This window comes from Intestinimonas sp. RTP31139st1_F5_RTP31139_211217, from assembly GCF_040226735.1.
GTDB lineage: Bacteria > Bacillota > Clostridia > Oscillospirales > Oscillospiraceae > Intestinimonas > Intestinimonas butyriciproducens.
Genome location: NZ_JBCOAQ010000001.1, coordinates 329,460 through 341,262 on the forward strand (window position 1 = coordinate 329,460; position 11,803 = coordinate 341,262).

Annotated in this window: 13 protein-coding genes; 5 read left to right on the top strand and 8 right to left on the bottom strand. The window is 60.9% G+C overall.

The annotated features are described in order from the left end of the window. The coding region (locus ABUA09_RS01830) for a UvrD-helicase domain-containing protein (RefSeq protein WP_349949033.1) at positions 1–3,178 on the bottom strand (3,178 nt) is incomplete at its 3' end. A 184-nt stretch (positions 3,179–3,362) separates the two neighbouring features. Here ABUA09_RS01830 and ABUA09_RS01835 point away from each other — a divergent pair. Beyond that, positions 3,363–3,917 (top strand): GNAT family N-acetyltransferase, encoded by a 555-nt coding sequence (locus ABUA09_RS01835; RefSeq protein ID WP_279204763.1) that lies wholly within the window; start codon positions 3,363–3,365, stop codon positions 3,915–3,917. Here ABUA09_RS01835 and ABUA09_RS01840 read toward each other — a convergent pair. The 5 genes from ABUA09_RS01840 to ABUA09_RS01860 form a co-directional block, all read right to left on the bottom strand. Beyond that, positions 3,914–4,705 carry a ZIP family metal transporter gene (locus ABUA09_RS01840; protein ID WP_033118990.1) on the bottom strand — a complete coding sequence of 264 codons (792 nt, stop codon included), beginning with the start codon at positions 4,703–4,705 and terminating at the stop codon, positions 3,914–3,916. The two genes, ABUA09_RS01835 and ABUA09_RS01840, sit on opposite strands and share 4 nt — an antisense overlap. A gap of 96 nt (positions 4,706–4,801) precedes the next feature. After that, positions 4,802–5,209: a metal-dependent transcriptional regulator gene (locus ABUA09_RS01845; protein ID WP_052082875.1), complete on the bottom strand. Its 408-nt coding sequence runs from the start codon at positions 5,207–5,209 to the stop codon at positions 4,802–4,804. A 17-nt stretch (positions 5,210–5,226) separates the two neighbouring features. Then, positions 5,227–5,658 (bottom strand): flavodoxin, encoded by a 432-nt coding sequence (locus tag ABUA09_RS01850; protein WP_033118989.1) that lies wholly within the window; start codon positions 5,656–5,658, stop codon positions 5,227–5,229. A gap of 49 nt (positions 5,659–5,707) precedes the next feature. Further along, on the bottom strand, positions 5,708–6,271 hold the full coding sequence (locus tag ABUA09_RS01855) for a DUF3793 family protein (protein ID WP_033118988.1): 564 nt from the start codon (positions 6,269–6,271) through the stop codon (positions 5,708–5,710). 233 nt (positions 6,272–6,504) lie between these two features. Further along, positions 6,505–6,891 (bottom strand): metal-dependent transcriptional regulator, encoded by a 387-nt coding sequence (locus ABUA09_RS01860; protein WP_208318472.1) that lies wholly within the window; start codon positions 6,889–6,891, stop codon positions 6,505–6,507. Between the two features lie 249 nt (positions 6,892–7,140). On the opposite strand from ABUA09_RS01860, the gene ABUA09_RS01865 reads away from it, so the two are divergent. The 4 genes from ABUA09_RS01865 to ABUA09_RS01880 all read left to right on the top strand — a co-directional run bounded on the left by ABUA09_RS01865 (position 7,141) and on the right by ABUA09_RS01880 (position 10,078). Next, positions 7,141–7,350, top strand: a complete 210-nt coding sequence (locus tag ABUA09_RS01865; RefSeq protein ID WP_033118986.1) for a FeoA family protein — start codon at positions 7,141–7,143, stop codon at positions 7,348–7,350. A 26-nt stretch (positions 7,351–7,376) separates the two neighbouring features. Beyond that, on the top strand, positions 7,377–7,598 hold the full coding sequence (locus tag ABUA09_RS01870; protein ID WP_033118985.1) for a FeoA family protein: 222 nt from the start codon (positions 7,377–7,379) through the stop codon (positions 7,596–7,598). 98 nt (positions 7,599–7,696) lie between these two features. Then, positions 7,697–9,922 (top strand): ferrous iron transport protein B, encoded by a 2,226-nt coding sequence (feoB, locus tag ABUA09_RS01875; RefSeq protein WP_349949035.1) that lies wholly within the window; start codon positions 7,697–7,699, stop codon positions 9,920–9,922. Positions 9,923–9,940: 18 nt separating this feature from the next. Next, positions 9,941–10,078 (top strand): FeoB-associated Cys-rich membrane protein, encoded by a 138-nt coding sequence (locus ABUA09_RS01880; protein WP_081959970.1) that lies wholly within the window; start codon positions 9,941–9,943, stop codon positions 10,076–10,078. Positions 10,079–10,141: 63 nt separating this feature from the next. Here ABUA09_RS01880 and ABUA09_RS01885 read toward each other — a convergent pair whose 3' ends face one another. Then, the gene (locus ABUA09_RS01885; protein ID WP_208318474.1) at positions 10,142–10,591 is read right to left on the bottom strand and encodes a MarR family winged helix-turn-helix transcriptional regulator; all 450 of its coding nucleotides are present in this window, start codon (positions 10,589–10,591) and stop codon (positions 10,142–10,144) included. A 127-nt stretch (positions 10,592–10,718) separates the two neighbouring features. Further along, positions 10,719–11,792 carry a tetratricopeptide repeat-containing glycosyltransferase gene (locus tag ABUA09_RS01890; protein ID WP_227152149.1) on the bottom strand — a complete coding sequence of 358 codons (1,074 nt, stop codon included), beginning with the start codon at positions 11,790–11,792 and terminating at the stop codon, positions 10,719–10,721. Positions 11,793–11,803: the final 11 nt, after the last annotated feature.

The following is an 11,803-nucleotide window of genomic DNA, read 5'->3' on the forward strand; positions in this document are numbered from 1 at the left end:
CCCTGGGGCGCCGGGGCGCGGCCGTTCCCCGGCTCACATGCTGGGCCGGGAGGTCGTCCAGAAAGGGGGAGGGCTCCGGGCCGGTGAGCAGAATCAGCTCCTCCCTGGCCCGGGTCATGCCTACGTAGAAGAGCCGGCGCTCCTCCGCCTCATCCGTGGGATGCCGCTCCGACTCCAGCGGAATGGTCCCCTTGTTCGCCCCGCAGAGAAACACCACTGGGAATTCAAGGCCCTTGGAGCCATGGAGCGTCATCAGCGTCACCGCCCCCGACGCATACCCCAGTCCGGCGCTGCGCAGCAGGTCCCGCTCCTGGCCCAACGTCAGATTTTGAAGCAGGTCCGCCATATCCCGATAGAAAACCGCCATATTCAACAGCCTGCGGATTGGTTCCGCCCCATCGCAGCCTGCGCCTTCCGCCCAGTGCTCCAGCAGTCTTCCAGGCTTTTCCCGCCGGAGGCCCGGCAGCGCTTTCAGCGCCAGACGGCTCCAGCTCTCCACCCAGGGAGCCTGGGCGTATCTCTCCCCCAGCGTCTGGACGCGCTCCTCCACGGTCCCCTCCAGCATCGTCCACTGTGTGGGGACGGCCTCCGCCAAGTCCGCCGGGCAGTCCAGCCCCAGCGTCAGGGCGGAACGGAAGGACAGCGTGTCCTCCGGCTCCATCAGGTGGCGAAAAAAACACAGCGCGCCCCGCACCCGTCCGTCGTTCAGGAAATCCTCCCGGCCCGCCACCACACAGGGGATACCGTCCCGACTCAGGCACTGCTCCAGCAGCTCCGCCTGCCGCCGGGTGCGGTAGAGCACGGCGATGTCCCCAAAGGCACGCACCGCCTCCCGGTCCGGCGCACCGCCCCTCTGGGCCGCCAGCATATCCACGCCTCCCACCATGCGCCCGATCTCCTTGGCCACAAAGATGGCTTCGGAGAGGGGACTCTCCGCCGTGAGGACGCGGACAGGCGCGCCTGTGGGCCGGACGGCCTCCAGCACCCTGGGCGCACCGCCGTTTCGTCCGATGACCGTCAACGCACAGCCCACGATCTCCGGCGTAGAGCGGTAATTTTTGACCAGTCGAACGGCGGCCAGGTCTTTCAAATCCTCCTCCACCCGCTGGAAGCACCCCGGGTCGGAGCCACGAAAACCGTAAACAGACTGGTCCGGGTCCCCGATGACAAAAAGGCTCTTTCCCTTCCGCCCCCAAGCGCGGAGCAGCCGGCTCTGCACAGTGTTGCAGTCCTGGAACTCGTCTACCAGCAGGTGCGTGAAGCGCCGCTCCGCCGAGGCCCTGGGGCCGTCCTTCTCCCACAGCTCCAGCGTCTCCAAGAGCAGATCGTCAAAGTCCAGAAGTCTTAACTCCCGCAGATGAGCGCAATAGGCGTCGAATACCTCGTTCTCCAGCTCCGTGTCCAGGCCGTTTTTCCGCCGGGAGACCTCCTGGAGAAGCTTCCCCGGCTTGATATCCACGCCCAGCGCACATCTCACATCCTCCGCCGCCTCCAGCGCCTCATAGCTTCCGATCAGCCTGACGCCCTGGGGCCGTTTGGAGAGAAGGTCCAGACAAATGGCATGGAAGGTCCCGATGGTCATCCCATGGACCGCCCGCCTGCCTCCCAACCGCTCCTCCAGCCGTTCCCGGAGCTCCCCCGCGGCCTGATTGGTAAAGGTCACAGCGGTGATCTCGCCGGGCTTCACGCCCCGCTCCTCTATCAGATAGGCGATGCGGGCCACCAAGGTCTTGGTCTTGCCCGTACCCGGCCCCGCAACTACCTCCACCGCCCGTGCCTGGGCGGTCACGGCTTCCCTCTGTTCCGCGTTGAGGCCTTCGCCGGCGGGCGCTGCGTACACCGGCTCCGGCTCCGCCATCCGCTTGGCCGCTTTGGCCGCCCGGCCTCTGTGGGCCGCAGGCGCCTCCCCCAGGCCAAAAAGGCTCACCTGGCCGTTCAGCGCCTCCCGTTCCGCGGGCTCCAGCAGGCCGATCACGCCATAGGCTCCGTCATAGCCGGGCATCCGGCGTACCTCTCCCTTTCTCAACCGGCGGATCCCCTCTGCCACCAGGGGACCGGCCACCTCACCGATGTCCGCCTCCGGCACCTCCCGCAGGATGTGAAATTCCGGCCCCAGCTCCCGCAACATGCGCTCATACTTACGGTTCACCTTGCCGCCGGCGGCTGAGCCCCCTTCCGAGGCGGCAATGACCTCCGGCAGAGGCACCAGGCTCTCAAAACTCTTGGCATCCGGCTTCACATAGTCCTCCGCCCGGTCTGCCAGCTCTTCGACCCGATGTAGAACACCGATGGTCAGCTTTTTCCCGCATATCGGACAGCGTCCCCCGGCGGCCTCCGTCTCCTGTGGAGACAGGCACATCCGACAGCTCCGGTGCCCGTCCAGATGATATTTCCCCTCCTCCGGGAAGAACTCGATGGTGCCCGCCAGGCCCTCTCCCGTCTCCAGCGCTTTTGCCAGTTCCGGATAGGAAGGCCGGATGTCCAGCAGGTTGGCCTCCCGCCCCAGCTTGGCCGGGGAGTGCGCATCTGAATTGGAGACCAGCTGATATTTGTCTAGGGCGGAGAGCCGCCAGTTCATGGGCGGGTCGGAGGAGAGCCCCGTCTCCAGGGCATGGATGCAGGGCGTCAAATCTTCGAAGCAGTCTTCTATGGCGTCAAATCCGGAGAAGGCTCCGAACAGGGAGAAATGGGGCGTCCAGATATGGGCCGGAATAAAGACGGCCTCTGGGCAGGACTCCAGCGTGATCTCCAGCAGGTCCCGGGTATCCAGGCCCAGAATGGGTCTCCCGTCGGAATGGATGTTTCCGATGGCCTCCAGCTTCCGCGCCAGGACATCGGCCGCCTCCAGGGAGGGCAGCAGGATCAGGCTGTGGACCTTCCGCGTTCTGCCGTTTTTCTTATAGATGGTACTGATCTCCCCCGTGGCCACAAAGCGCGGCTGGACCTCCGGGGCAGTGTCCTCCCGAAAACGGACGTCCTCCCGCAGCGTATAGAGCCCCTCCTCCGCCGGGACCAGCTTCTCCATGAGCTCGGCCCGCCAAGCCGGGTGGGTGAAATCCCCGGTCCCCACCAGAGAAATGCCCTTCCGTCTGGCCCAGAAATCCAGGTATTCCGGCACACAGTCCCGGCTGGTGGCTCTGGAGTATTTGGAGTGGATATGCAGATCGGCGATCAGCATGGCGACCATCCTCCTCATGGGAGTTTTTTCTCATCATACCCTTTTTTCGCCTTTCCTGCAAGGGCTGGACAGCGCGAGGTGGGTGTGGCATAATAAGGGGCAATACATCCGCTCGGAGCGGCGTGTCAAAAAATCTTTCCATCCAATGACACGCCCTCTCAGCAGAAGATCGTGGGGGATCGCGATGGATCGGATTCGTATGACAGACCCTGAGAGCCCTTATTATAGGCAAGCCATGGAGCTGTACGCCGCCGGCTTTCCCCTCCATGAGCAGCGCAGGCCGGAGGAGCAGATTCAGGCCATGAAGGATCCCGCCTTCCACTGCGATGCGCTGGTGGAAAGTGGGACTTTCATCGGGCTTCTCTTCTATTGGGAGGCAGTGGGCGTCACCTATGTGGAACATTTTGCCGTGGTGGAGGCCCTGCGGAGCTCCGGCGCCGGCTCCCGTGCCTTGGCCGCGTTCTGTCCCGCCCACGCCCCCGTGGTATTGGAGATCGATCCGCCTGAGGACGCCGTCTCCACCCGTCGGAAAGGCTTTTATCAGCGGCTGGGCTTCGCCGAAAACTCCTATGCACACCGCCGTCCGCCCTATCGTACGGGATTCGCGCCCCACCCGCTGGTCGTCATGTCCTGGCCCGAGGCCCTTTCGCCAGAGGCTTACAGCACCTTTTCCCGTATGCTCTCTCACCGAGTCATGCGGTATGCCCAGGTGGGAATCAGCCAGCTTGCAGTAACCTAACCCAGGGCCACATCCAGCACCATCATAACAAGGAAGCCCGCCATAACGCCCAGCGTGCCCACATTGGAGTGCTCGCCCAGATGGGCCTCCGGGATGAGCTCCTCCACCACCACATACATCATGGCGCCGGCGGCAAATGCCAGCAGCCAAGGCATCACCGGCGCAATACCGCCCGCCACAAGAACGGCCAGGACGCCGAAAATCGGCTCGACCACGCCGGAGAGGCTCCCGCAGAGGAACGCCTTGAAGCGTCCCATCCCCTCCTGCCGCAGCGGCAGGGATATGGCGGCCCCCTCCGGGAAGTTCTGAATACCGATCCCGATGGCCAAAGCCATCGCCGCGGTATAGAGGGCCGCGTCCCCTCCGTGCTGGGCCGCCAGGGCGAAACTGAGTCCCACCGCCATGCCCTCCGGGATGTTGTGCAGGGTGACGGCAAAGACCAGAAGCGTGGTCCGCTTCAGATCCGTTCTGGCCCCCTCCGGGTCTTTGGCGCCGGGGTGCAGATGGGGCAGCAGCCCGTCCAGCAGCATGAGAAACGCCACGCCCAACACAAAGCCGCCCGCCGCCGGGATCCACCCCGGCCAGCCCGCCGCCTCCGCCTCTTCTATAGCAGGGATGAGCAGGGACCAGACCGAGGCCGCCGTCATCACACCCGCCGCAAAGCCCAGAAAGATACGCTGCATCCCCGCTGTGGTCCCCTTCTTGAAGAATAAAACGACAGAAGCGCCCAAGGTGGTCATCAGAAAGGTGAATCCTGTGCCGCCCGCCGCCCAATAGACAGATTCCATTGTTCTGCCTCCTTTCTTCTCACAGTATAACAGAATCGCCGGGGGGCGGAAAGCTCCGACTCCCGGCGATTCCATACCTGTCTGGGCTCTTTTCCATCATGCCCCGGACGCCTGCAGAATAATCGGTTCCCGGGCCTCCTTCTGAAGGGCCCTGCAACAGATGTGTTCGATGCTCTCCTCCGAGAGCGCGAACAGGCAGGACACCGCGTCCCGGCGGGCGATCTGATCGTCTACACCCAGCTCCTGAAGGAAAAATGCCTCTAACAGCGCCGCTTTTGTATAGAGCCGGTTTGCCGTCCGAATCCCTTCCCCGGTGAGCTGGACCTGTCCATAGCGGCGCTTCCGGACAAAGCCGCCCTGAGACAGCACGCCCATCATATGGACCACGCTGGCCGGAGAGACCTCCATCATCCGCGCAATGTCCACGGAGCGCACAGCGCTTCCACCGTCGCTCAACTCATAAACCGCAACCAGATAGCGCAGGGCCGCATTGGAAAATTCCATCTCAGGACCGTCCTTTCTCAGAATCCGGCGAACCCGCCGCCGAAGCTTCTGCACTGCTCCAGGCCGGCGTCGTCCGGGGTCTCATTGATGATCAGCCCCTCGTCGCCGTACAGCTTGGCGCCATCCTTCCCCGCGCGGTCCCACCAGTCCCGCATCCACTGCCCGTCGCCCCAGCCATAGGAGCCGAAGAGGGCCACCTTCTTCCCCGAGAGGCTTCCCTCGATACTCTCGAAGAAGGGCTCGAACTCGGACTCCTCCAGCACTTCGGCGCCCATGGCCGGACATCCCAGGGCCAGCAGGTCGCAGTCCTGCACATCGCTCCCCGAGGCCTGAGAGACCTCCAGCACCTTCACCTCCGCGCCGGCGGCCTGAGCGCCCTCCGCGACGGCGCGGGCCATGGCCTCGGTGTTACCGGTCTGGGACCAGTAGATAACAGACATCTTGCTCATAACATTACCCTCCACAATATATTGTTCATCTTGGGAAACTCACATTTTTTCAGGCCGCCAGAAATACCTCGGACAGGGTCATGCCCCGGGCAACCCGCCTGCACAGAACCTCCCGGCATCGGTCATAGAGCCGGAAAAGCACCCGCGCCCGGTCCACATCGGAATAGACCTTCCAGTATCCGCACAGCTTGCAGTTTTGCCCCCGGTAGCGCTGGAAGCCCAGCACATCTTCCGGCGGATAACCCAGAAACAGCCCGATCTCGTGGGGAAATTCCTTCCCCATCCGCAGCCGTGTACTCAGCAGCTCCAGCAGGCGTTCCACGTCCGCTCCCTCGGGATATCCATCCCTCCGCAGCAGCTCTGCCGCCAGCGGCTCCCTGAGCTGCCGTGCAAGCTGCTCCTCCCGATACACCAGGAGCAGCGCCCGTTTCCCGCACCCGCACAGCAGCCGGAATGATACGCCCTTTCCCTGAAACAGCCTGTTGTACTTCGCCGCCGTCTCCCGCAGCTCCGGAAACTCTTCCAGGGAAAGGGAGACGAGATTTGCCGCCTTCACTCCCGCCAGCGCGGGCCCGCAGTGATAGGCCAATACCTGGTCCAATTCTCTGTACATTCTGTTCCCTCATTTCTATTTCCACATCAGTTAGTCGAAGCTAACCAATGTGGAAATATAGAAGGGATTAAAATCCCCTTTGGTTAGCTTTTGCTAACTTGCATATATGCTACCATGTCGCTGGGTCATTGTCAAGAGAATTTTTGCGCGGGAGGGCGCCTCCTCCTCACACTTTGCCCCGCAGTCCATTCCGGACGCTATCTCTTCCTCAGCTTGCTGAGGGGGCGCCGCCGTCAGGCGCCGCCCCCTTTTCCCTCATTTTTTGCGATGTGTTCCTTCAGCCTCAGAAAGGTCTCTTCGCTGATATCATGTTCGATCCGGCAGGCGTCCTCAGCCGCCACCTCCGGCGAGACGCCCAGCTCGGAGAGCCACTGGGTGAGCAGCCTGTGGCGCTCATAAATCCGGGAAGCGATGGTCATGCCCGCCTCTGTCAGGGTCAGAAAGCCCTCCTTGTCCATCTCCACATAGCCGTTTTCACGCAGCAGGCTCATCGCCCGGCTCACACTGGGTTTGGAATATCCCATATGATGCACCACATCGATGGAGCGCACCAAGCCTTTTTTCTCCTTCAAGATCAAGATAGACTCCAGATAGTCCTCGGCGGATTCCTGCACCTTCACGGACTTCCCTCCATTCTTTCCAAAAATATACGCCTGATGGGCGACTGCTTTTTTTGCTATTTTAGCACAAAAAACGGGGATACACAAGGGGCCCGTTTTTTGCCAAATGGGGATTGACAGAAATGGTTAGCCGTGGTAAACTACCAACGTAAGAGGGGTTAGAAATAGCTAACCCCATATTATACGGGCACTGGTTAGCATTTTCTAACTTTCCTGCCCTGCTATTTTTTAAGAGAGGTGGTCGTTATCATGCCGTTGACTATGGCGCCTTCCGGGACTGTAACCACGGTAAAAAAAATCCACGGGAAGGACGAAACCCGCCGCTTCTTGGAAAGCCTGGGTTTTGTAGAGGGCGGAAAGGTCACCGTCGTGTCCGAAATGGGCGGGAACCTTATCGTCAACATCAAGGACGCCCGCATCGCCCTGAGCAAGAGCATGGCCGGTCGCATTATGGTCTGACCGGCCTGGAAAGGAGGAAGGAATCGATGAGCACACTGCGAAATGCAAAGATCGGACAAACCGTCACAGTCACCCGCCTGAACGGCGAGGGGGCGCTGCGCCGCCGCATCATGGATATGGGGATCACCAAAGGCACCCCCATTTACGTCCGCAAGGTCGCTCCCCTGGGGGATCCCGTGGAGGTCACGGTCCGCGGCTACGAGCTCTCCATCCGTAAGGGTGACGCCGAGAGCATCGAGGTCCAGTGATGGTTTCTTTGCAGCCAAGAGTTAGCCTAAAATAACCAGCCTTCAAAGACTGATTTTTGTCAGCGGGACCTCCATCCCGCAGAGGAGGAAATGAAAAAATGTCCATAACCATTGCCCTTGCGGGCAACCCGAACTGTGGCAAGACCACCATGTTCAACGCCCTCACCGGGTCCAATCAGTTTGTCGGAAACTGGCCCGGCGTTACAGTGGAAAAAAAGGAAGGCCGTTTGAAGGGGCACAAGGATGTCTCCATCATGGATCTTCCCGGTATCTACTCCCTGTCCCCCTACACCCTGGAAGAGGTCGTGGCCCGGAACTATCTGCTGCATGAAAGTCCCGATGTCATCTTGAACCTGGTGGACGCCTCCAACATCGAGCGGAACCTGTACCTCACTACACAGCTTCTGGAGCTGGGGCTTCCGGTCGTGATCGCCCTCAACATGATGGATGTGGTGAAGAAAAACGGCGACAAGATCGATACCGCCAAGCTCTCGGCCTCCTTGGGCTGCCCGGTGGTGGAGACCTCCGCCGTGAGGGGTGAAGGCTGCATCGCCGCGGCCGAAAAGGCTGCGGAGCTGGCCCGTTCCGGAAAGAACTCCGTTCCCCTGCATACCTTCTGCCAGAGCGTGGAGACCGCCCTCTCCACCATTGGGGATCTGGTAAAGGACGTGGTTCCTCAGGAGTCCGCCCGGTGGTTCGCCATCAAGCTCTTTGAACGGGACGAAAAGGTGATGGAGGGCTTTACCCTCTCCGCAGATGTAAAGGATCGTCTGGAATCCGCCATCCGCGTCTGTGAAGAGACAATGGACGACGACAGTGAAGGCATTATCACCGGTGAGCGCTATGAGTACATCTCTAAGTTGGTGGGCCACTGCGTCCGGAAGGGCAAGACAGGGCTTTCCACCTCGGATAAGATCGACCGCATCGTCACCAACCGCTGGCTGGCGCTTCCCATCTTTGCCGTGGTCATGACGCTGGTTTATTACATCTCTGTCTCCACCATCGGCGACATCGTCACCGGCTTTACCAACGACACCTTCTTCGGCGAGTGGATCTCCCCTGCCGTCGAAAATTTCCTGGTCGGCATCGGCTGCGCTGACTGGCTCACCGGCCTCATTGTAGAAGGCATCGTGGGCGGCGTGGGTGCTGTCATCGGCTTCGTGCCCCAGATGTTGGTTCTCTTCCTCATGCTGTGCATCCTGGAGGACTGCGGCTACATGGCCCGCGTTGCTTTCATCATGGACCGCATCTTCCGCCGTTTCGGCCTCTCCGGCAAGAGCTTCATCCCCATGCTCATCGGCTCCGGCTGCGGCGTCCCCGGCATTATGGCCTCCCGCACCATCGAGCAGGACCGCGACCGCAAGATGACCATTATGACCACCACCTTTATTCCCTGCGGCGCCAAGATGCCCATTGTGGCGCTGATCGCCGGCGCCTTCTTCGGCGGCGAGTGGTGGGTGGCCCCCTCCGCATACTTCATTGGCGTGGCCGCCATCGTGGTCTCCGGTATTCTGCTGAAAAAGACCAAGCGATTTGCCGGTGAGCCCGCCCCCTTCGTCATGGAGCTGCCCCCCTATCATGCCCCCAAAGCCGTCAATATCCTCCGCGGCACCTGGGAGAGGGGCTGGTCCTTCATCAAGCGCGCCGGCACCGTCATTGTCCTGGCCTCTATCTTTGTCTGGTTCACCTCCAGCTTCGGCTTTGTGGACGGCCATTTCACCATTCTTACAGAAGATGCTCTGGCCGCCATCAACCCCACACTTCTGGACGACACCACCGATTTTATGGATCTGTCCATCCTGGCCACCATTGGCTCCGCCATCGCCATTATCTTCCAGCCCTTGGGCTTCGGCAACTGGCAGGCCAGCGTGGCGACTTTCTTGGGCCTGGTGGCCAAGGAAGAGGTTGTTGGCTGCTTCGGTACACTGTTCGGCGTGGCCGGAGACGCGCTGGAGCTGGTGGATGCCGGTGAATTCGAGGCGCTTACCCCCATCGCAGCGGCTTTTGGCGGTTCTTCTCTGGCCGCTTACTCCTTCCTGGTCTTCAATCTGCTCTGCGCTCCCTGTTTCGCCGCCATCGGCGCCATCAAGCGGGAGATGAACAACGCCGGCTGGACGCTCTTCGCCATTGCCTATCAGTGCGTCTTTGCCTATGCCTGCTCCCTCATGGTCTTCCAGTTTGGCAGCCTCTTCCTTGGCGGAGGGTTCACCGTCGGTACCGTGGCCGCCATCATCGTTCTGGTCGCCATGCTCTATCTCCTGTTCCGCAAAGGATATCAGGGCGAGGGCTCCAAGCTCCGTGCCGTGGACGCTGTCCACGCGTAAGAAAGGAAATCACCCCATATGGCAACTTACATCGTCGGCGGCATTCTGCTGGTCGTGGTGGCGCTCATTGTCTACCATCAGTGGAAGAGCCGGAAAAAAGGCGGCTGCTCCGCCTGCGGCGGCGGCTGCGATCACTGCAGCGGCGGCTGTCACTGACCCTTCAACTGAAATTGCCCCTCCTTTCAAAGGAGGGGCAATTTTTCATGCTTGCCGGATGCGCTAAGTCTCCCGTTCCTCCCGCTCCACAGCGGACATGGCGTTTTCTGCGATCCGGTTCAGCAGCGTCCGCGCCATTTCGGCCTCTTCCGGCGTCATGCCGCGGGTCAGGTACTCGTTCCACTGTTTTCTCGCCTCATTCACCGCCTTGGCGATGGGCTCCACCATATCGGTGGTATACAGCCGCCGCACCCGTTTGTCCCGTTCATCCGGTACACAGCGTACATATCCCTGTTCTTCCAGCTTCTGAACGGCCCGTGTGACGGTCCCTTTGTCGAACCGCCCCATCCGGGCCAGGTCGTACATACTGATCCCCTGGTTCTCATAGATTCTCAGGAGGAAGAACTGTTGTCCGCAGCCGATTTGATAGGGCGAGAGCACCCGGTCATAAAACCGGTTGCTCAGACGATAGGCGATGGAAATATTTCGCCCCAAATATGTGGACTCGCTCATGACCGTCCGCCTCCTTACGATCCGATGTTTTTTGTATTTTGGGGACCTGCTTGAAAATTTCCGGCCCCTAGAATACCACAGTATGCTGGGATGGGTCAACCAAAATGTGGGGCTCTCCGACCATCCCCTACCCCGAATGCTCCGCGAAATAAATCAGATTGTGCTGGTAAGCGGGGTCCTCCGGCTTGTACTGTCCAGCCCGCAGGTTATACGCCTCGGCCAACTCCCGCCGGCCCAGACGATCGTAGCAGACACACAGCTGAATACAGGGCAGATAGCCGTAGCAGTCCGGCTGGACGAAGGCCCCGCTCCTGTCCTCCCGTTCCCTGGTAAGGGCCAGCTCATACCAGAACGCCGCGCGGCGGTATTCTTCCCGGTCGAGAAAGTGTTTCCCCAGGTCACAGCAGGTCTCCGCCCGGGGATCATCGAAGCGGAAGCTCTCCAGCAGAGCCTGGAGCGCCTCATCCTGTTTTCCCATCTGATATGCGCAGTAGGCCAAGAACCGGCAGGCCTCGATCTCATTCTCTACCCAGCCTCCGCCCTCGTCCAGAAAGGTGCGAAGCTCCCGTTCCGCCGCCTCATACCGGCCATGGTAGTAGAGCTCCCGGGCATAGTAAAACCGCTCTCTCGGCTCCGGATGGAGCCCTGCGGCCCGTCGCGCCTCAAAGATGCGCAGATTCCGGTCCGGGTCACCGGCGCCCTCCTTTTTGTGGGTCACCGCTACATCGGACCAGACCACCTGGCCAAAGGGCGGAATCACTTCATGGACCGCTCCCACCCACATGGGCCGTCCCGTATTTCGGATGATGCGCTCCCGATAATAAGAAAACGTAGGATTCCCGGCCCTGTCGAAAGCGGTGTGATACTTCATCATGACCACGTCCACAGAGGCCGGGAGAGATCGCTTCAGGTCCAGAAACTTTTCCCGGTCCTGCATCAGCAGTACATCGTCGGCATCCAGCCACATGCAGTATTCCATGCTCGCCTGGGCGAAAGCAAAGTTCCGCGCCGCCGCGAAGTCGTCTATCCAGGCAAACTCGCATACCCGGTCCGCATATCGCGTCGCGATCTCACGGGTGGCGTCGGTGCTCCCCGTATCCACCACCACAATCTCGTCTACCAGCCCCGCAGCGCTGTCTAGGCATCGCCCCAGTACCGCCTCTTCGTTTTTGACGATCATACACAGGCTGATCGTAGCCATCCGGCACTCCC

Bases quoted from the DNA above. Each gene is read 5' to 3' on its own strand.
- ABUA09_RS01850 (WP_033118989.1), bottom strand. From the start codon at position 5,658: ATGAGCAAGATGTCTGTTATCTACTGGTCCCAGACCGGTAACACCGAG.
- feoB (WP_349949035.1), top strand. From the start codon at position 7,697: ATGTCCATAACCATTGCCCTTGCGGGCAACCCGAACTGTGGCAAGACC.
- ABUA09_RS01870 (WP_033118985.1), top strand. From the start codon at position 7,377: ATGAGCACACTGCGAAATGCAAAGATCGGACAAACCGTCACAGTCACC.
- ABUA09_RS01835 (WP_279204763.1), top strand. From the start codon at position 3,363: ATGGATCGGATTCGTATGACAGACCCTGAGAGCCCTTATTATAGGCAA.
- ABUA09_RS01855 (WP_033118988.1), bottom strand. From the start codon at position 6,271: ATGTACAGAGAATTGGACCAGGTATTGGCCTATCACTGCGGGCCCGCG.
- ABUA09_RS01885 (WP_208318474.1), bottom strand. From the start codon at position 10,591: ATGAGCGAGTCCACATATTTGGGGCGAAATATTTCCATCGCCTATCGT.
- ABUA09_RS01865 (WP_033118986.1), top strand. From the start codon at position 7,141: ATGCCGTTGACTATGGCGCCTTCCGGGACTGTAACCACGGTAAAAAAA.
- ABUA09_RS01840 (WP_033118990.1), bottom strand. From the start codon at position 4,705: ATGGAATCTGTCTATTGGGCGGCGGGCGGCACAGGATTCACCTTTCTG.
- ABUA09_RS01890 (WP_227152149.1), bottom strand. From the start codon at position 11,792: ATGGCTACGATCAGCCTGTGTATGATCGTCAAAAACGAAGAGGCGGTA.
- ABUA09_RS01880 (WP_081959970.1), top strand. From the start codon at position 9,941: ATGGCAACTTACATCGTCGGCGGCATTCTGCTGGTCGTGGTGGCGCTC.
- ABUA09_RS01845 (WP_052082875.1), bottom strand. From the start codon at position 5,209: ATGGAATTTTCCAATGCGGCCCTGCGCTATCTGGTTGCGGTTTATGAG.